The sequence below is a fragment of the Rhodococcus sp. PAMC28707 genome, assembly GCF_004795915.1.
Lineage (GTDB): Bacteria > Actinomycetota > Actinomycetes > Mycobacteriales > Mycobacteriaceae > Rhodococcoides.
In genome coordinates this window covers 1766151-1785434 of record NZ_CP039253.1, presented here as the reverse complement: position 1 = coordinate 1785434, position 19284 = coordinate 1766151, and the positions used below count along the sequence as shown (strand labels likewise).

The window sequence follows — 19284 nt, the reverse complement described above, 5'->3', positions numbered from 1 at the left end:
ATCGATGTTCGAGATTTCCACGTGGATCGCAACGTTAGGTGAACGCTATCCGGTACTGGAGAGAAGCTATCGCGGCTGTCCTCGCCGTTGCGCTCGTCGCAGTGGCATTCGTGGTCCCGTATCTGGACAACGAGCTGATCACGCCGATCATCAACCGTACTCCGCAGCAGGTTCGTGATTTCGCCGACGCCGCACCGCTTTTCGGCTTCCGCGAGCTTCACCTCGGCTGGGGCACTCCGTTCGCGATTCTCATCGCGATCGGGGGCGTTCTGTGGGGCCCGGAGATTGCACGCAGACTGTCGTGGCGGATGCTGCTTCCGCTGACCTGGGGGGTGTCGCTGGCGTGGACGATGGCGCTGGCCATGGTCGACGGCTGGCGACGCGGGTTCTCGACGCGTTTGTCCTCCACCGACGAGTATCTCCACGAAGTCCCCGACATCACCGATATCCCGGCGACGCTGCAAGGTTTCTCCGAACGCATTCTCGATTACCAGGCCGACTCGTGGACGACGCATGTGTCCGGCCATCCGCCGGGCGCGCTGCTGACGTTCGTGTGGCTCGATCGACTCGGGCTCAGTGGCGGTGCGTGGGCGGCATGGTTGTGCGTTCTCGTCGGCACCAGCGCCGCTATGGCGCTCATCGTGACCGTCCGTGCTCTCGGTGACGAGACGATGGCGCGTCGTGCAGCCCCGTTCGTGGCGCTTGCTCCCGCAGCTGTCTGGATCGCGGTATCTGCCGACGCGTTCTACGCCGGCGTGGTGGCCTGGGGTATTGCGTTGCTCGCACTCTCGACGCAGAAGAACCGCTGGCCTGTATCGCTTGCCGCGGGTGTACTTCTCGGATTCGGTGTCTATCTCAATTACGGCCTCGGGTTGATGGCACTCCCAGCCGTGGCGGTGCTTGTCGCCAGACGCGCGTTGTGGCCGGCCGTGTGGTCGCTTCTCGGCGCTCTCGCGGGCGCGCTCGTGGTGGCGGCGATCTTCACCGCCTACGGTTTCTGGTGGTTCGACGGCTACGAACTCGTCCAGGAGCGTTACTACCAGGGCATCGCGACGGATCGGCCGTTCGAGTACTGGGGTTGGGCCAACTTCGCGGCGTTGTTCTGTGCGCTCGGGATTGCCGTTCCTGCTGCGTTTCCGCGCATCTTCACTCGGGTGCAGCCGCTCAATCTTCTGGTCATCGCCGGGCTTGCGGCAGTGGTGATGGCAGACCTGAGTCAGCTGAGCAAGGCCGAAACCGAGCGCATCTGGCTGCCGTTCGCCATGTGGATGCTCCTGGCGCCCGCAGTGCTTCCGCAACGCACGCACCGGTTCTGGTTGGGATTGCAGGTGCTCGTGGCACTTGCAATCAACCATCTGCTCTTCACCAACTGGTGATGCGCTGCGCGGGCGGTTAAGCACGCTCCAGCCGTGCGAAGAACCGTCCGTGGATCGGTGCGATATCGACGACGGCGAGGCCGGCGGAATGGGCGATGGCATAGGTTGCGTTGGCGCTGACGCTCGCCCACGCGAACCAGTCACCCACCATCGTGTCGGTCTCCCACCGAACTGTCTGTGGTTGTACTTCGGCGGCACCGGGCGCGTGGACCTCGGCGATGACGGCGCCGTCCGGTCGAATGAGCTCTGCTGCTCGGCGAAGTAACCGGACCGGGTCGCCGCCGATGCCGATGTTGCCGTCGGCCAGCAGGACACAGGCCCAGTCACCGGCATTGGGTAGGGGCTCGAACAGATCGCGAAGTACCGCCCGTCCACCGCGCCCGACAGTCAGATCGACGGCCTTCTTCGAGGTGTCGACGCCGAGCGCGGAGATGCCGCGTCGTGCCAGGCCCTCGGTGAGTCGACCGGGCCCACAGCCGAGATCGAGGGTGGGGCCGTTGCAGTGGCCGATCATCCGGCCGTCGGCTATTCGGTCTTCGGTGCTCGATGCCGGACCGCCCATCCAGCGCGCAGTCGGTAGCGGTTCGCGGGTTCCGTCCGAGTGCCCCATCCAACAGGGCAGGCCACAGGAGGCTCTTCTGAACAGTTCGTCCGCCGTCACTCTCACGTCGCTCTCCTGATCGAGGTCTGTGCGATACGGATCGCGTACGCCAGTGCGCTGACCCCGAACAGCACCGCTGTCAGTACCAGCCAACGACCGAGATAGGGCTCCTGCGTCAATCCGGTTGCTGTAGTAAATGTTTCGGATCCTTGCTGAATGATTCCGGGAAAGAACAGGACGAAAGTCAGCGCCGTGCCCATGAGCGGGATACGGATGTAGTTGAGCGGGGATACGCGCCAGGTGAGTGCAGGAGCTCGTCCGCGCATCGCGTCGAGTCCGGCAGTGAGCGAGCGGTCGGCGAGCGAATACAGGGGAAAGAGAAGGAGGTCGTGGACGACGATGGCACCGGCGAACCACACTGCAATCGACTGCCACCAGACGTTCCGATTCCAGAACGTCGCTATGCCTGCCACGTAGACCACGTACCCCACCAGCGCCAACGCGAAACACACTGCAAGTAGGTGCAGGGGGCGGGTGCCGTAGACGCGGGTGAACGCTGCCATCACGCGCTCCGGAATTCGATTGCCTTCACCCATTTGGTGTTGTGCACTCCTGGCATGGCCGGGACGATGATCCGTGCGGGGTACCCATGGTCGGGGGAGAGGTCGACGCCATTGACCTGCAGTGCGAGCAGTGAATCGGCGTCGAGGACCTGGTTGGACTGCAGTGTGGCCTGACGGAAAGGCCCATTCTCCTCGAGCGAGGTGACCTGCGCCGACCGAAGATCCTCGACGCCGGCTGCGGAAGCGAGGTCGCGTAACCGGACGCCGGTCCACCTCTGAACCGTCGACCATCCCTCGACGCAGGCGATGGGCAGATCGGCGGTGTGTTGCTCCATCCGCAGGAGGGCGTCTCTGGTGAATGTCACCGCGCTCGCACCTCCGGTCAGTTCGAGGGTCCAGCTCGCGCCCGTGGTGTCCTCGGTGATGCGGGCTGCGGAGGCTGTGCGGTTGATCTGGAAATCGTTGGGTCCATCCCCGTACGACCGACCACGGGGCAGGAGTATCGCGGTGTTGCGGAGGAACCCACCGGTGGTCTGCCCAACGGTGAGGACTGCGACGAACAGTGCGCCGCCGCCGACGAGGGCAAGGGCGCCGCGCCTGCTGATCGTGGGATCGGTGGGGTTCTCGGCGATGAGGTCGGATCCGTTGGTATCGACTTCCTGCTCGGTTTGCTTGTCCGCGAGGACCTGGATGAGCGAGCGGGAGCGAAGAGTACGAAACATCAACGGCGTCTTGATGATCGCGTGCGATACGAAGCCGGCGATGAAGATCCATGCGCCCCAGTAGTGGGCGGTGTAGAAGCTGAAGCCGAAGATGTAGTCGTACTGGATGTTGAGAACTCCGGTCACGATCTCGAATAGAATCCCGCCGACGAGCGCGAGCAGGGAAAGCCGTTCCAGTGCTTCGGAAACCGAGCGGATCGGCGGTATCACGAACAGCTTGGGTATGACCGACCACAGTTTTGCCAACACGATCGGAACCAGGATCAATCCGAGGCCGACGTGCAGACCTTGGGTGAGGCGGTACAGCCACGATGGGTTGGTCGGCCAGTCGAAGTAAGGGAGCCGCAGCCAACCGACGTCGGTAGGAAGGGCCTGGCCGAATTGTGGACCGTATGCCATGTAGGACGCCAACCCGGTGAGGATGACGATGGGCAAACCGGCAAGCAGTACTGCGCCGAAGATCGAAGTGAGCCAGGGGCCTCTGAGCGGACTACGAAACCGTCCGCGCGAGGCCGCCATATGCGGTGACCTCGCGCGGACGGTTTCGTCGGTCATTTACGCAGTTGCGACGGTGATGGTTGCAACGCCCACGAGCAGGCCGGGGGTGACAGCATCGGTCTTGAACGTGTCGTTCAGCAGGCCGGCGGCGGTCTCGGAGATCTTGACCTCGGTGCCCTGCAGAATGGCCGTGTTGTTCGGGCCGGTTGCCAACGGCTTCAGGGTGCGGCCGTCGAGGTCGAAGAGCACTGCATCTTCTGCGGCGACCTTGCCGTTGACCGTGACGGTTCCGGTGAGAACCGAGGTACCCGGATCGATGTCGAAGTCGGTGAGATCGACGACGGTCTCACCTGCGGTCAGGGACAGTCCGCTGCCGTTGTGCATGATCTCGCCCTGGACGTAGGGATCGACCGTGCCCGGCTCCCAGTACTTGACGCTGCCGCCGGTGATCGGGAAAATAACGGATCCGTCTACGAGAGTTGCAGTTCCGACAACTCCGGGGGTGAGGCCCAGGGTCGTCAGGGCGCCGGTGAAGCCTGGATCGAGAGCTACAGCGGTGCTGACACCTTTGCTGAGGTCATCGACCTCGGCGGCCGGCGCCGGCATTGCCTCGGTGGTCGCGGCAGCCGAAGCTGACGTGGTGCTCGAGGTGCTCGATGAGTCGTCACTCGAGCATGCAGCGAGTGGCACCAAGGTCATTGCGCCGATTGCGGTGGCGGCCATAACTTTACGGATCGAGATCATGTGAGGATCTACCTTTCGTTGGCTCAAGTGTTGAGCGTTGTAGGTAATTCGCCGCAGGGTCCGTTCCGGATGGGTCCGATCTTAGTCCGGTACGTAGTGCTGGCATGCGGAACCGTTGAAATCTCGTATGCGGGCTTCCCGACCCGGACCGAACAGTTTGGCAAATCACCTTGGTAGGCAAATGTTCTCACGAACGAACACGGAAATATGGGCAGAATGTCTGATCCGAACATTCGTAGTAGGCCCGAGTCGAGTTCGATACGTGACCGTTGCCGGACCGTTACCTGAGGCCACGTAACCGGAAGTCCGGTTTGGTTAGTACCGTGAATTTTGCTCCACTTTCGCTCCAACCGGGCGGGTTTCCGTCGATTCCGAGCGAAAGTGGAGCAAAATTCACGCATGCCACAGGAGACTCGTGATGTCACCGACCTGAAGTCCGCACTGCGTACCCTCGTTCCGCCCGTAGTGCTCGATGTTCGCTGGGCGCTGGGAGATTCGGACGGCCGCCAGCACTATCGCGACGCACATATCCCGGGCGCGGTGTTCGTCGACCTGGAAAACGAACTCGCCGAACCCCCCTCCCCCGAGGGTAGGCACCCGTTGCCATCCATCGAGAGGCTCCAGGCGGCTGCGCGACGCTGGGGGGTCACCACCGGCGTACCCGTCGTCGTCTACGACAACACCGGTAATCTCGCTGCGGCGCGAGCGTGGTGGCTGTTGAAGTGGGCCGGCTTCGACGAGGTAACCCTGCTCGACGGCGGTCTGGCTGCCTGGATCGCGGAAGGCAACGACACCTCCGCGGGCGAGGAGGTCGCGTCGGAGCCAGGAGATGTCCAGCTCAGCGTGGGACACCTGCCGACGCTCACGACCGAGGAAGCAGCCGCACTCGCGGAGTCCGGAACGCTGCTCGACGCGCGGGCCGCCGAACGGTACTCGGGCGAGTTCGAGCCGGTGGATCCGCGCGCCGGCCACATCCCCGGCGCGATCAGTGCTCCGACCAGCGCCAACCTCGACGCGGACGGGCGATTCCTGACGGCGGAGGCGCTCCGCGAACGGTTCGGCGGGGTGAAGCCGCAGGTCGGGGTGTACTGCGGGTCGGGCATCACGGCCGCCCATCAGGTGGCTGCGCTGGCTATCGCCGGGATAGATGCCGCCCTCTATCCCGGGTCGTGGTCACAATGGTCAGGCGCTCCGGCTCGTCCGGTAGCGACGGGTATGTGACCCGTCCCCTCATCGCAGTATCAGGTCCGCGGCTTTCTCACCGATCAGCACGCTCGGCGCGTGCGTGTGGCCGCGGATGATCGTCGGCATGATCGACGCGTCCGCGACCCGTAGGTTGTCGACGCCACGGACCCGGAGATCCGGGGTGACGACGCTCGAGCTGTCGTTGCCCATTCGGCAGGTGCTCACCGGGTGGTAGAGGGTGTGCGCGTTCTGCTCCAGGGCTTCGGTCAGCAGGTCCTGGGTCGAGATGTCTGCTTTCACGCGTGGTCGGACGATGTCTCCGAGCAATCTTTGGAGGGAGGGTTGCGAGGCAATAGTCGTGCAGGCCCGTAGTCCCTCGATTATCGCGCGCCGATCGGTGCCGTCGGGATCGCTGAGGTAGCGGGGTTCGATGACGGCTTTGGCCAGTGGGTCGGCGGAACGAAGACTGATCTCGCCGCGGCTCACCGGTTTGAGCAGCACTGCTCCGATGACGGCGGCGTGGGCGTCCGGCGCGATGAGTCCCTCGTCGAAGAACGGGGCGGGGGCATAGATGATTTCGACGTCGGGGAACGGTACTTCGTCTCGACTCTTGATGAATCCGTAGGCTTCGGCGACGTTCGAGGTGAGCATGCCGCGTCGGCGAGTCAAGTAGTTGACGAGTTGCGGGATTTTCTCGGCGTGGAACAGTGAATCGGATTCGGTCTTCCAGCCGATGAGCGCGCACAGGTGGTCGGTCAGGTTTTTACCGACCTCCGGGGCGTGGTGCTGTACGGCGATGCCGTGTGCGGCCAGTTGCGCTGTGTCGCCGATACCCGAGAGCATCAGCAATTGTGGCGTGTTGATTGCACCCCCGGCGAGAATGACTTCCTTGGCGGCGCGGACGGTGTGGGTGATCGCGTCCTTGGTGTATTCGACGCCGACGGCGGCGGACCCTTCGAAGACGACGCGCGTTGCGTGTGCTTCGGTGAGGATGGTCAGGTTGGGCCGCTTGCGAATCGGTGCGAGGTACGCGTCGGCAGTGCTCCAGCGGGCACCGCGTTTCTGGTTGACCATGGTCTGCGAGAAGCCCTTGGGCTCAGCGCGATTGGCGGTTTCGACGGCGTATCCCGCTTCCTGGACGGCGTCGAGGAAGGATGTGGTCGAGGCGCGGGGACTGCGCTGGTTGGACACGATCAGCGGCCCACCGGTGCCCGCGTCGAGTTCCTTTGTGGCTTCGATGCTTTCGATCTTCCGGAAGTACGGTACGACGTTCTCGAACGACCACGAGGAGTCCGACAGGGTGGCCCACTCGTCGTAGTCGGCGGCGAACCCGCGGACCCACATCATCGCGTTCATCGAGGAAGACCCGCCGAGCATCTTGCCGCGGGGCCAGTAGATGCTGCGGTCCCGCAGTTCTGGCTGCGGTTCGGTGTCGTAGTTCCAATCCACGTCACTGCGGAACAGTTTGGAGAAGGCCGCGGGGATGTGGGCGAATTTGTTCTTGTCTTCCGGGCCCGCTTCGAGTGCCACGACGGTGTTGCGCGGGTCGGCGCTAAGCCGATTGGCGAGTACTGCCCCGGAGGATCCGGCACCGACTATTACGTAGTCGACGATAGCTGGTTGTGACATAGAGGAATGTACCTTTGTCTCTAGCCGCGCAACGCGGAGGCGAAGATGGCCGGAAGCTTTGCCCAGGACGGCTTTCCGGCGAATCCCGTCAACAGTCGACCGGTGGTCGCGGCCGTCCGGTTGTTGACGAACCATGGCGGCTTGGGGGAGATCGACCATTCGCCGTTGATCAGCGAGCGAGGAGATGGACGGAAAGGTCCGCGCACGACGGTGCGTTCGGCACCGTCGATCAGCAGTGCGTTGTGGACGATGCCGATTCCGCTCTGGACGTCGTCGATCGTGTGGCCCGGGAACGCGCCCCACGATGCGGCGGCGGTGAGGAATCCGACTCCGGTCCAGGCGTTCACTGCGATCGTGCCGTAGTTCAGTTCGGCCAGCATCGAGTCGAACTTCGCGCCCAGTCGATCGATGGTTTTGGGGTGGGCGATGATGTTGACCCCCAGGGTGCCGACGAATTTGTCGTTGACGGTGATCACTGCCTTTGCGGCGAATTGATCTCCGTCGTAGGGGAGTTCGATGACGCCGAGAACTGGTGCGAAGTACTCGGTCTCCAGCAGTGACGATTCTTTTCCTGGGTCGATGTCGTCGATCAGGACGCGTCCGCCGGAGAGCCGCGAGGCCTTCGGATAGTTCTCCAGGGCGCCCGCTACACGAGTGTCGCTGCCGGGGTAGTACGCGCGACGGGAAGGTGCCGAGTCGAGTGCCTTGCGGAGTGCGGCGAGGAACTGGTCCCGCTGGCTCCAGTTGGAGGACAGTACGACCACCTGTGATGCGATGCAGTTGTAGCCACTGTTGTGCAGGCGTTGTGTGGCAACGTGTTCGGCCTGAAATTCGATGTCGGCTGCGCTCCACTCACCGGGGAGAACGATGGTCGGTGAGACACCGCCGAGTTCGCTCGTCATCGGCTTGGTCAGTATCGGATCGTTGGCGGCTTTGCGTTCGACGCCGGTCTGTCCTGGCCCGAAGACGATGGCGTCGTGGGTGATCGAGCTACCGGTCATGTGCACGTGATCGACCAGGTCGTGGTTGACCAGGTAGGTGCCCGCCTCGGCTCCACCGGTGAGCAAGCGGACGACGCCGGCGTCGATCAGCGGCCGAAGGACTTTTCTCAGCACCGGAAGCAACGGGTCGGTGATCGGGTTGAGTTTGAGCGCGACGACGCGGTTGTGGGCGAAGAGTTCGTACAGTGTGTCCAGCGGCGCGATGGACATGATGTTGCCGGCGCCGAGCACGACGCCGATGCCCTTGGTGTGCGCGGGATCGCGTTGGGCCAGGCCTGCGGTGCGTTTTGCGGTATCGGCGTCGATTCCCGGTTTCAGCCACACATCGGCGCTGAATCCGTTGAGCAGCAGCGAGTCGAAGATGCTCAGCGGCAATACCTGGACCGTGGTGCGTCCGCCGGGTGCGGAACCGAAGTGTGCCTGGGCGAGCGGGCTGGTGCCCGATTCCAGGGCAGCCAGAGTGTGCGCGAGGGTGGATGCGCCGCTGACGAATGCGTAGGGACCGGAGATCCATTCCTCACCGACGAGAGACGACGACGGGTCGAGGCCCTTGATCGAGCACGCGGCGGTGACCCACTCGGCGCCGTGCGAGACGGTCAGGTCTCGCACTTGCTCGAGCAGCGCCCGACGTGCTGCCAATGTCAGGGTCGCCCACTTCTTCTCGCCTGCGCTCAACTCTTCGAGTGCGGCGTCGACCAGGCGGTGCGTCTCGTCTTCGGGGGTGAGCGCGATGTGCAGGTCGGGTTCGATTCGATCGGTCAAGGGGTTGGCTCTTCTCTTTGTTCGGGGTGCGCGTACGTCCACTTCTGATGTGATTGTCGTCTCATTCGACCGTGAGCGCTATAGGCCCGCGCTCTCCAAGTCGGTCACATGGTTGTGCGATGGCACAACCAAGGGCAGGGGGGCGGCGCTACGCTTCGACCATGGCAACCAGTACTCCGACCACTGTGCTCGTGTCGACCGACCTCGCTGCGCCACTCCTCGACTCGACGGAGATGCTGGCCGAAACGTTGGTCCACCGCATACTCGACGCCGAGCACGGATACCTCGAGGCCTCGCTGTTGACCGAGGACGAGTTGCGCAGCGCCTGCCGGGAGAATCTGCGCGCGATGATCGGTTGCCTGGCCGGTCACGGCGCACCGGATCTGTCTTCGGCGCACGCGACGGGGCGATTGAAGGCCGAACAGGGTGTCCCGCTCGCCGCGTTGCTGCACGCGTATCGGCTGGGCGGTCGACTCATCTGGGAAGAGTTGATGAATCGGTCCGACGGAGAACCCTCGCGAGCCCTGCTCGGGATGGCAGCGCAGGTCTGGGCGCTCGTCGACGTCTGTTCCGACGCTGCGGCGGAGGCGTATCGCTCGACGGTGGACACACTGTCCGAGCAGGATGCGGAATCCCGACGGCGGCTCGTGCGGGCACTGTTCGGTGATCATGTCTCGAACCCGGCCGCCGTGGCCGACGCGGTGCGGACCTTCCGAATTCCCGATCGTGGATCGTTCGTCATCGTCTCCGCGGGCTCACGTGATGTCGGACTGTCGACGCGGGGCATCGGTGCGGTGTGGGACTCCGAAGTCGACGGCACCCTGGGGTTGCTGTTCGCGACGTCCGATGCTCTCCTCGAGGAGGTTCTGGGCAGTATCGACAACGGCGTCACCGATGCGGCCATCGGGGTCAGTGCCGGATTCTCGTCACCGGCTGGAATGCCGACGGCCGTCGAGCAGGCCAGGTTGGCGCGGACCTGTGCCCGCGTGGATGGCAGTGCGCTGACCCGCTTCGACGCGGTTCCGGTGGCATTGATGCTGGCTCGGCATCCGGACAGTGCGCAGGCGGCTACCCGGCAGATCCTCGGCCGCCTGCTCGACCTTCCCGACGGGGAGCGAGACAGCCTGCTGGCGACTCTGGATGCGTGGTTCGACTCCAAAGGTTCGACCAGCGAGGCCGCGTCGCGGTTGCATTACCACCGCAACACAGTGCTGTATCGCTTGCGGAGGATCGGCGAGCTGACAGGTCGCGACTTTCTGGACCCGATTCAGTGCTCGGAACTGTACGTAGGCCTGCGTGCCTATCAGTTGTCGGCCGCGAATCTCAGCGGTGTTCGGTGATTTGTTGGTTGCTCGCGATGACGACGTCGAGAATTCCGGCACCGAGTGGGACGGGGCCACAGGGTGCGACGATCCCGGCGGACGGGTCGAGGGCGGCGAGGACGAGCCCGATGGCGGTCGGATCGTAGGTGAAGGTGAAGTGCGCGACGTTGTCCTGCGGGCAGACGTCCTGGATCACGATGTTGGTGGCACCAGGGTCCCGAAGCAGCGCATTGGTATAAGGCTGGATCGTCTCGTCGACTCGTGTGGCGATGCTGGTGTAGGCGACTCCGGGCACGGTATCGCCGCCGGCATTGAGTTGGTTCAGAAACTCCGAACCCTGCAGCAGTTCGACGAGCGCCGGACCGAACCTACCGGCGACGAGTGTCGTTCCACCCGGAACTGCTTGCAGCACAGGGGAGGTGCCGTATGCAGTGCCGCCGTAGGTAGGTGAGGCGATGCCGATCCATTTGTCCACCACTTCGGCCCCGCCCAGGCGGTTGGTGTAGTAGCGGGTGACCGCAGCGCCCTGGGAGTATCCGATGAGGTTCACCGAAGTTGCGCCCGTCGATGCCAGTACCGAGTCGGTGAACTCTTTCAGTTGTTCTGCGCTGCCGGCGATGTCGCTGAAGCCGTAGCTCGTTCCGTCCGGTGACGCGCCGTAGTTCAACGCGTAGGCGCAGTAGCCTGCCGCTTTCAGTACCGGCCCGAGACCGGCCCAGTCGGAGTACACCGTGGCGTCGGTGCCAGGGACCAGGATCACCGGTTCCGAATGCTCGGATGTCGGAACGCATTCGGGATCGTTGACGCCCGGAGGAACAGCGTCGGGATTCGCCTTGGAGTATCTGATCGCATCAGCGTGGTTGGATTGCGCGGGTCCCGGTGTCGTCGGGATTCCCGGCGCACCCGACGCGACTCCCATTCCCAAAGCAGTGCAGACGCCCATGACACATACGGCGCTGAAGCCCAGCGTAAGTCGGAATTTCATGCCACACCTCGACCTCGGTTACGTCCCTTCTGGATGCTATGCCCAATTGAGTGTTATGTCCCAGTCAGTGGAGCTGTGCGGTGTGATGATTCACAAACGTGACAACCCTCAGGAGATTCGGCTCGCTTTGATCCAGTCGACACTCATCGTTTGCGGGAACGGCGTCGAGGCGGGGACCTTGCCGACCCAGTTGTTGCCGACTGCCACGTTGAGAAGCACGTAGTGCGGGAAGGCGCCCGAGAACGGAGTCCAGTTGCCGCCCTTCGCTTCGTACTGGGCCTTGGTCAGTGAATACTTGGCCACCCCGTCGATGAACCAGGTGATCCTGTCGGTCAGCCAGTCGACGCGGTAGGTGTGAAAAGCGTCGGACAGAGGAGTGGTGTCGCCGCCGGACTTGACGTCCACCGAAGAATTGCTGCGCGATGGACCATGCAGATTGAAAGACGGGCCATTGGTTCCCGGAATTTCTACGACGTCGATTTCACCCTGACGCGGCCAATCGTATTCATGTCCCGGTTCCAATCCCAATAACCAGAATGCCGGAAGTAAACCGGCGGCTCTTGGCATCTTTATGGATGCTTCTATTCGAACTGGCGGGGTTACGGATTGTTTCCCGAAGCTTACGACGCGTGCGCTCGTGATGTTGTCGGGTGCGCGCACCCCGTCGGGTGGATTCTCGCGTCGAGCGGTGATCTGCAGGGCGCCGTTGCTCATCGACGCGTTGGACGTCGAGTTGGTGTAGTACTGCTGCTCACCGGAACTTGCACCCCACCTGCCGGTTTGGAATGTCCACTTGCTGGCATCGACGGCTCCGGTTCCGTTGAACGCGTCTTCCCACAGGACTCCGCCTTGTACCGGTGGTGCGGGAGGAGGAGTGGTTGTGGTCGGAACCGGTGCAGTCGGGCTGGGGGTAGGGGTGGGAGTGGGGGCAGGGGGCGCCCCGGGTGTCCACATCAATGCGGACAGCAACAATGCAATCCAGTTCATGCTCTATTCCTGTCATGGCAATTGTCGGGGGAAACAACAAGCACGTCAGAAGGTTTAGCACGAAGGACTCGATATCAACGTGGTGAATGGGAAAACAGAAGAAATACGTGATTCATGGGATATTGTCCGTAGATCTTCCGGACGAAAATTTTGTTTATCGAACCGAAATCAGGTTTTATCCTGTTTGGGTTGTTGTCGCAAATGAGCCGGTGACGGGAATCGAACCCGCCTCTCAACCTTGGGAAGGTCGCATTCTACCAATGAACTACACCGGCTTGGCGGCCCTGAGACCACGCGAGGACACTGTATCAGCCGCCGTCGGCAGTCAGAACTGGATGGGCCCGCTGTGTCCAGTACCCACCTCCCCAATTCCGGTGCGAGGTTGGTCGCTTCGGCGAAGGGGATGAAAGCGCTCGGCGGTAGGAGCCCGCGCACCGGGTGTTGCCATCGGACGAGAGCTTCCACCGCGGTGATCTTTCCGCTGCCGAGGTCGACTTCGGGTTGGTAGTACAGAACGAGGGCGTCTCCTTCGATCGCGTCACGCAGGTGCACTTCCACGTCGCTTCGCAGTTCGCTCTGTGTTCGCACCGATTCGGTGAAGTGTCCGATGTTGTCGGTACTGCCGATCTTCGCGATGAGCGCAGCCTGGTCTGCGCACCGTAAGGCACGTTCGGCCGTGATGCGACCGGGTTGGGCCATCATGATGCCGATCCGGACGCGGCGGCGCAGATCTGCGAGGGACATGTCCATCCCGTCGATTGCCTTCAGTATCGCTTCGGCTGCCGAGTTGGCGATGAATTCATCTGTCGGGCCTGCGAGTACGGCGACGAATTCGTCGCCCCCCAACCGGGCGATCACATCCTCGGATCCTAGTTCTTCGCGCACGATGTCGGCGACGTCGCGGATGTATTCGTCGCCGGTCAGATGGCCGAGGAAGTCGTTCAACGACCTCAGCTGGTCGATTCGTCGCCCGCCGAGTGTCCGTAGAAATCGTTGCGTGCTTTGAGTCGATCCAGATCGAGAAACAGCAGAACGACAGGTCCGGCGCCGGAGGAAAGGCGACGGAGAAGGTCATCGGTGAACCGTCTCCGATTCGCCAGCCCGGTCAGGGCGTCGCTTTCGGCGGCGAGGTGCAGCGACTCCTCCGACCACGTGCGGTCGTAGCTTTCGATGAGGCCGACCCATCCGATCGACTTCTCTTGGACGAGAGGAACTACCGCCATGGACATGACGGTGTATCCGAAGGCCGCCTCGATCCGCCGGCGATAGTCCCCATCGTCGACTGGTCGGTGGAACACCCGGGGTGCACCAGATGCTCGCACGCGGCGTAGATCGCGTCGGAGTCGGCAAAATAGACGATACCGAGTGGATCGGGCTCGGGCGCATCGAGACTTCGTATGTCGCGCATTCCCATTCCCACTGACCTCGAACTTCCGCCCCATCCGAAGTTGATCTTGAAAATTGTTGCGGGTAAGTACCGTCGTTCGACAAGATGAAGTGACGAAAGCGGCGGGTGCGACACACGGCCACCGCCGAACCGCAGCGGTGGGCGCGATAGCCTGCGGGGTGTGCTGCTCTCCGACCGCGATATCCGTACCGAAGTGTCCACCGGCAACTTTGCGATCGAGCCGTTCGACGACTCGATGGTTCAACCGTCGAGCGTCGATGTACGCCTCGACAAGCTCTTCCGCGTGTTCAACAACACTCGATACACCCATATCGATCCGTCGAAGCAGCAGGACGAGCTGACCACGTTGGTAGAACCCGCCGAGGGTGAGCCGTTCGTGTTGCATCCCGGAGAATTCGTGCTCGGCTCGACCCTCGAGCTGACGACCTTTCCCGACTATCTGGCGGGACGGCTCGAAGGCAAGAGCTCGCTCGGTCGCCTCGGGTTGCTGACGCACTCGACGGCCGGATTCATCGACCCGGGTTTCAGCGGCCACATCACTCTGGAGCTGTCCAACGTGGCGAACCTCCCGATCACGCTCTGGCCCGGCATGAAAATCGGCCAGTTGTGCTTGTTCCGGTTGTCCAGCCCGGCCGAGCACCCGTACGGCAGTGCGACGACCGGTTCGAAGTACCAGGGACAACGAGGCCCGACGCCGTCGAAGGCGTACCTGAACTTCGTCCAGTCACCTGTCGACTGATTCGGTGTGTCCGGCACACTGACGGACATGGCTTCGATACAGACCGAGCGCGAGGACAAATACGATGTCCCCTCGGACTTCGTACTTCCCTCGTTGACCGACCTGATCCCGAAGGGCGGAGCGATCGAGATATCGGAGGTGGAGCTGATCAGTAGCTACTTCGACACACCCGATCTCGATCTACTCCGACGCGGCATCACGTTGCGGCGTCGGCGCGGAGACACCGACACGGGCTGGCACGTGAAAGTCCCCGCCGACAAGGCACGCACCGAAATCCGGCTGCCACTCGGTAGCGGTGAAGACGCGCAGGTCCCCGAAGAGCTCGCGAGCGTGCTCGCAGGCGTCGCCCTGGGGAAACCGTTGGTCCCCGTTGCCACCCTGACCTCGAAGCGTCGACGGCATGTATTTACTGCCTCGGACGGATCCGTGCTCGCCGAACTCGCCGACGATTCGGTCGACGTCCAAGCAGAAGGCATCCCCGACCACCGATGGCGCGAGCTGGAAGTGGAATTGGGTGCGGCGGGGTCGGAAGCGACGTTGAAGCGTTTCGGTAAGGCGCTGCTCACCGCTGGGGCTCAGTGCGGCGCGCACCCGTCGAAGCTGCATCGCGCGTTGGCTGTGAACTTGGAGAAGAAGCTCGGGGTCCTGGCGACATACCTCGACGAGCAGGCGCAGGCCATCTTCGCCGGCGATGTCTACCTGCGTCGGGGACTCGACCCGATCCATTCCACGCGCGTCGCGATCCGACGCTACCGGAGCACGCTGCGTGTATTCGGTGCCTTGTTCGACGAGGGCGCAGCGTCGATTCTGGATTCCGAGTTAGCTTGGTATGCAGGACTTCTCGGTGAGGTCAGGGACAGGCAAGTGCTGCGTGCCCGCTTGTCCGACGCGGTGCACAAGCTGCCGCCGGAGCTGGTTCTGGGCCCGGTTGCCGCGCGCATCGAGAATGATCTGTTGGCCGAACAGGTTCGCCACCGAGGCATCATCGCGACGGAGCTGGACGGGGATCGTTACCGGGCCCTGCTGACGAGTCTCGGTAACCTCTCGCGAGCATTCCCGGCAGCGGTCGGGGCAGAGGACGTCGACGCCGATGAACTCGATCGACTTGCACGCAAGGCCGGACGTAAGGTGCGCAGGCGCGTCGCCGCAGCAGTAGCCGGGGGCGACGACGTAGCACTGCACGGGGCCCGCAAGGCAGGAAAACGCGCCAGGTATGCCGCCGAGTTGATCTTCCCGATCGTCGGGAAGAAGGACGCGACGGCTCGGATCGAGCGATACAAGGCGGTCCAGGAAGTGCTCGGTGAGCATCAGGACGCGGTCGTCGCTTCGCAGAAGCTGCTCGAACTCGGACGGAAGGCGGGGGTGACTCCGGGGGAGAACGGCTTCACCTTCGGTGTGCTCTATGCCCAGGAGGTCGCGGCGGCCGAGGCTGCTCGGGCCGAAGTGTCGAAAATTGATGTGTGAACAGCTAACGAAAAACCGGAAGGCGACTGTATTCTTAGCCACAAAACCTTTCGAGTAATAGAAATGTTCGGGGTAAACGGGAAGGGGGGAAGTCTGTCGTGCGTATAGCTCTCGGGGTGCATGTCAGTACCTTCGAGGTGACGGCTTCCCTGGTCGACGCAGATCTGCCCGAGCTCGGGCCGGTAGCTACCCGCGTCGTGTCCGTTGAAGCGGTGCCCGACGGTATCGGCCAGGCTGTTGCCACAGCACTGGGATCGACCAGGATTCAAGCCCTGCAGAGCGGTCTCACGGTCACCGGTGCTGCCGTCGTCTGCGAGAACGCGATGCAGTGCCAGATGGTCATCGACGCGGTCGCTGCGTCCGAGGCGCAACCGCTGATCGTCGTCGACATCTTCGATTCCCACCTCGTCGACGGACTACCACCCGAAGTCGCTGCAGCCCTGCTGGTCGGAGTATTGGATCCGGTGAGTCCGGCCCGACGCACCGTGGCGTCGTCCGGTCCTCGTCGCGGGATCTGGCAGGTCGCTGCGGTCGGAGCGTTGATGTTGGCGGCGCTCGGGGGTGTCAGCGCGCTGGCGATGGCGGTGGACCCTGCGGTGGACAGCAGAACGGTCATCCCCGCAGACTCGATCGATACGGCGGACACTCCGTACTCGACGTCAACTCCGACGAGAGACGATTCGGCCCCTCCGGCAGAGGTGCCGCAGGCAGCCCAGAATCCTGTGATGAACCCTGCTGTCAAGCCCGAATTCGTGCCGCCCGTTGGTGTTTCGCAACCCTCGGCCGCAGGCGCCGAACGCCCGCGGCCGAATCTTCCGCCGGCTGCGACCATCGCGCCTACCCCCGCACCTATCACCACACCGGTGGTCACGCCGACATCGCCCGGGGGCGGCGTCGAACCGACCGACGTGGAACAGCCGCCGGTGGAGACGTCGGTCGAGCCCACCCCGGAGCCCACGACCACCACGATCGCGCCCCCATCGACGACGCTGGAGGAGCCCGAAACGCCTCCGGAGTAACAGCGCAGGCGCCCGAAACATACTCCAAGAATCTTCGAAGGTATCGAAGCCTACCCACGGACTGATTTCACGGCTATGGTCTCTACATCTGGTCGGTCATAGTGGAGTCGAGGAAGCCATGAAAACGGTGCTTGGGGTGTCAGTGGGCTCTTCGGCCGCCCGGGCTACAGCTCTCGATACAGCGGACGATTCGGTGCGCTCGGTCAACGTTGCGCGGTTGTTCGAGCCATCCGAGCACGTAGCCGCCGCTCTCGGCCTGCTGGATTCCATGGCGAAGGTGCAGGATGTGGATGCCGCGGATACCGTTCTCGCTGTCCCGGACGATCCAGCGAGCAGGTCCCTGACCTCGGCGTATTCGATGCACAAGGCCGATCGGTTCACGGTCGTCTCCGAACTCGGCGCTCAGCTGAGGTTCCTCCGCGGCAGCGGACAGCTCGAGGGCCTGCGGACGGTCGCACTCTGCGACGTCGGTGCTTCGGGGACCACGGTATCGATCGCTGATCCCGTCACCGGTCAGGTTTTCAGTTCGGAGCGAACAACTCGATTCGGTGGATCCGTGTGCGACGAGGCAGTGCGCAACTATCTACTCGCCACCTACGGCGCCGACGAACTGGTATCCGCCTCGGCGCTCGACAGTCTCGGTGTCGCCATTCGATTCGCGCGTGAGCAGCTGTCGAGCCTGCGCGTGGCGGAGGTGACCGGACCATTCGTCGGCGGTCCGGTTCGGCTGTGGCGCAGCTCTTTCGACGACATCGTCGACCGCTCGGTTCGATCGATCGAGGACTGGACTGCCAGTGCCATCGTCGACGCACCGAAATCGGTCAACGCACTGGTCATGGTCGGTGGTTGTGCACATATCCCTTCGCTTCGCCGCGTCTTTCGCCGCGATCTGCGGCTGCCGGTACTCGTGCCCGATATGCCGGAATCACTGACCGCGCACGGGGCGGCGTTGCTGGCCGCCGATGCCTCGCGGGCACGCTCTCGTCGCCCACTGACAGCAGTGACGCGCATTCCCCCGGCGACGCCGTTCGAACCGGACAGTTACGACGTCGTTCCCCGGCATCGCACTGCCTGACGCCGGCTGTGAACTGCCACAAGGTCGCGGTCCTGCATGTACTAGCGGCGCTCGGCCCGGTATGTTGCGAGAAATGACTGGAAAAACTTCTGAGAATTTCGATCCAGCGGAGCATGTCCGTGCAATGGTGGGCCTGCACTACCGGGCGAGCGACTTCTACGAGGTGGGACGCGAGAAGGTCCGTGAGTACGCTCGCGCAGTTCAGGATTTCAACCCGGTGCACTGGGACTCCGACGCAGCCAAAGCGCTCGGCTACAGCGGGTTGGCAGCGCCGCTGACCTTCATCTCCCTGGTCGGCACCCTTGCACAGCGTCGGTTGCTCGAGAAGATCGCGGTCGGATTCGACCTGGGGCAGATGCTGCAAACCGATCAGGTCCTCGAATTCCACCAGCCGATCGTCGCTGGCGATCAGCTGTACTGCGACGTCTCCCTCGACTCCTACAAGGAGGTCATGGGCAAGGACATGATGGTCACCAAAAACATCGTGTCCAATCAGCGCAACGAGCTCGTGCAGACCACGTACACGACGCTACTGATCGGCCGCGATGGAGATGTCGACTCCGGCATCGTCGAGGCAGCGGAGAATCTGGTGATGCACGGCGCTACGCCGTCGACTGCTCGCGAGAACGCCACCACGCACCAGGAAGAGGAGCAGGTGGAGCATCCACCGCTCGTGCTGGTCGACCATCGCCCGGCGCCTTCGGTGAAGTTCGAAGACGTCACGGTCGGAGATATGTTGCCAGAGAAGGTCTTTCGCCTAACTCGTGGCGATCTGGTGAACTATGCGGGTGTTGCGGGGGATGCCAACCCGATCCACTGGAGCGATGGGTTCGCCAAGCTCGTCGACCTGAAAAATGTTCTGGCACATGGAATGTTGACGATGGGTCTCGGCGGCGGCTACATCACGTCATGGTTGGGCGATCCAGGTGCGGTCAAGGACTACACGGTCCGCTTCACCGCACCCATTCCCGTCGATCCACATCGCGCCGCAGAAATTCTGTTCGCGGGCAAGATCAAATCGCTCGACGCGGACAGTCGTACGGCAGTGATCTCGCTGGGCGCGACCTTCGAGGGCAAGCGCATCTTCGGGCACCGGGCGACGGCCACCGTTCAACTGGCGTGATATGAAACTTGCGCGGCCGGTCGGTACCTCCCCGGCCGCGCAAGCATGCGGGCCGATCATCACGCGAGCCTGCAGGAGCTT

General features: G+C 63.2%; 19 protein-coding genes and 1 tRNA gene. 9 read left to right on the top strand and 11 right to left on the bottom strand.

Features of this window, described 5'->3' with window-relative positions:
• The first annotated feature begins 38 nt into the window (after positions 1 to 38).
• A complete protein-coding gene (locus E5720_RS08120) occupies positions 39 to 1376 on the top strand; it encodes a hypothetical protein (RefSeq protein ID WP_136170233.1) in 1338 nt (445 codons plus the stop codon).
• 16 nt (positions 1377 to 1392) lie between these two features.
• Here E5720_RS08120 and E5720_RS08115 read toward each other — a convergent pair whose 3' ends face one another.
• Genes E5720_RS08115 through E5720_RS08100 form a run of 4 tightly spaced genes read right to left on the bottom strand, consistent with a single transcriptional unit; the run spans position 1393 to position 4504 of the window.
• A complete protein-coding gene (locus tag E5720_RS08115) occupies positions 1393 to 2043 on the bottom strand; it encodes a methyltransferase domain-containing protein (RefSeq protein WP_136170232.1) in 651 nt (216 codons plus the stop codon).
• Positions 2040 to 2540, bottom strand: coding sequence for a hypothetical protein (locus tag E5720_RS08110; protein ID WP_136172526.1), 501 nt, complete (start codon positions 2538 to 2540; stop codon positions 2040 to 2042). The genes E5720_RS08115 and E5720_RS08110 overlap by 4 nt, the downstream gene beginning before the upstream one ends.
• Positions 2540 to 3817: a molybdopterin-dependent oxidoreductase gene (locus E5720_RS08105; protein ID WP_136170231.1), complete on the bottom strand. Its 1278-nt coding sequence runs from the start codon at positions 3815 to 3817 to the stop codon at positions 2540 to 2542. Before E5720_RS08105 ends, E5720_RS08110 begins: the two co-directional genes overlap by 1 nt.
• On the bottom strand, positions 3818 to 4504 hold the full coding sequence (locus tag E5720_RS08100) for a hypothetical protein (protein WP_136170230.1): 687 nt from the start codon (positions 4502 to 4504) through the stop codon (positions 3818 to 3820).
• 399 nt (positions 4505 to 4903) lie between these two features.
• On the opposite strand from E5720_RS08100, the gene E5720_RS08095 reads away from it, so the two are divergent.
• The gene (locus E5720_RS08095; RefSeq protein WP_136170229.1) at positions 4904 to 5725 is read left to right on the top strand and encodes a sulfurtransferase; all 822 of its coding nucleotides are present in this window, start codon (positions 4904 to 4906) and stop codon (positions 5723 to 5725) included.
• A 9-nt stretch (positions 5726 to 5734) separates the two neighbouring features.
• Here E5720_RS08095 and E5720_RS08090 read toward each other — a convergent pair whose 3' ends face one another.
• Together E5720_RS08090 and E5720_RS08085 are read right to left on the bottom strand one after the other, a co-directional pair.
• Entirely contained in the window at positions 5735 to 7318 is a 1584-nt protein-coding gene (locus tag E5720_RS08090; protein ID WP_136170228.1) for a GMC family oxidoreductase N-terminal domain-containing protein, read from the bottom strand.
• A gap of 20 nt (positions 7319 to 7338) precedes the next feature.
• The gene (locus tag E5720_RS08085) at positions 7339 to 9051 is read right to left on the bottom strand and encodes an aldehyde dehydrogenase family protein (RefSeq protein ID WP_136172525.1); all 1713 of its coding nucleotides are present in this window, start codon (positions 9049 to 9051) and stop codon (positions 7339 to 7341) included.
• 191 nt (positions 9052 to 9242) lie between these two features.
• Here E5720_RS08085 and E5720_RS08080 point away from each other — a divergent pair, with 191 nt between their 5' ends.
• A complete protein-coding gene (locus tag E5720_RS08080; protein ID WP_136170227.1) occupies positions 9243 to 10421 on the top strand; it encodes a PucR family transcriptional regulator in 1179 nt (392 codons plus the stop codon).
• On the opposite strand, the gene E5720_RS08075 is transcribed toward E5720_RS08080, so the two are convergent.
• From E5720_RS08075 to E5720_RS08065, 3 genes are all read right to left on the bottom strand, one after another.
• A complete protein-coding gene (locus E5720_RS08075; RefSeq protein ID WP_247596225.1) occupies positions 10405 to 11388 on the bottom strand; it encodes a lipase in 984 nt (327 codons plus the stop codon). The genes E5720_RS08080 and E5720_RS08075 overlap by 17 nt on opposite strands.
• Positions 11389 to 11496: 108 nt before the next feature.
• Entirely contained in the window at positions 11497 to 12375 is an 879-nt protein-coding gene (locus tag E5720_RS08070; RefSeq protein WP_247596224.1) for a glycoside hydrolase family 16 protein, read from the bottom strand.
• A 204-nt stretch (positions 12376 to 12579) separates the two neighbouring features.
• Positions 12580 to 12650: transfer RNA gene (locus E5720_RS08065), tRNA-Gly, on the bottom strand.
• A 163-nt stretch (positions 12651 to 12813) separates the two neighbouring features.
• Between E5720_RS08065 and E5720_RS08060 the strand changes: the two genes are divergently transcribed.
• Entirely contained in the window at positions 12814 to 13038 is a 225-nt protein-coding gene (locus E5720_RS08060) for a hypothetical protein (RefSeq protein WP_136170225.1), read from the top strand.
• 287 nt (positions 13039 to 13325) lie between these two features.
• On the opposite strand, the gene E5720_RS21635 is transcribed toward E5720_RS08060, so the two are convergent.
• A complete protein-coding gene (locus E5720_RS21635) occupies positions 13326 to 13598 on the bottom strand; it encodes a GGDEF domain-containing protein (RefSeq protein WP_168708310.1) in 273 nt (90 codons plus the stop codon).
• Positions 13589 to 13783: a hypothetical protein gene (locus tag E5720_RS21630; protein ID WP_168708309.1), complete on the bottom strand. Its 195-nt coding sequence runs from the start codon at positions 13781 to 13783 to the stop codon at positions 13589 to 13591. Before E5720_RS21630 ends, E5720_RS21635 begins: the two co-directional genes overlap by 10 nt.
• Positions 13784 to 13943: 160 nt before the next feature.
• On the opposite strand from E5720_RS21630, the gene dcd reads away from it, so the two are divergent.
• The 5 genes from dcd to E5720_RS08025 all read left to right on the top strand — a co-directional run bounded on the left by dcd (position 13944) and on the right by E5720_RS08025 (position 19203).
• On the top strand, positions 13944 to 14522 hold the full coding sequence (gene dcd / locus E5720_RS08045) for a dCTP deaminase (protein ID WP_136170223.1): 579 nt from the start codon (positions 13944 to 13946) through the stop codon (positions 14520 to 14522).
• Between the two features lie 27 nt (positions 14523 to 14549).
• Positions 14550 to 15986: a CYTH and CHAD domain-containing protein gene (locus tag E5720_RS08040; protein ID WP_136170222.1), complete on the top strand. Its 1437-nt coding sequence runs from the start codon at positions 14550 to 14552 to the stop codon at positions 15984 to 15986.
• A 98-nt stretch (positions 15987 to 16084) separates the two neighbouring features.
• The gene (locus E5720_RS08035; protein WP_136170221.1) at positions 16085 to 17005 is read left to right on the top strand and encodes a hypothetical protein; all 921 of its coding nucleotides are present in this window, start codon (positions 16085 to 16087) and stop codon (positions 17003 to 17005) included.
• Positions 17006 to 17123: 118 nt separating this feature from the next.
• On the top strand, positions 17124 to 18080 hold the full coding sequence (locus E5720_RS08030; RefSeq protein ID WP_136170220.1) for an Hsp70 family protein: 957 nt from the start codon (positions 17124 to 17126) through the stop codon (positions 18078 to 18080).
• 73 nt (positions 18081 to 18153) lie between these two features.
• Positions 18154 to 19203, top strand: a complete 1050-nt coding sequence (locus E5720_RS08025; protein ID WP_136170219.1) for a fused (3R)-hydroxyacyl-ACP dehydratase subunits HadA/HadB — start codon at positions 18154 to 18156, stop codon at positions 19201 to 19203.
• The last annotated feature ends 81 nt before the right edge of the window (positions 19204 to 19284 follow it).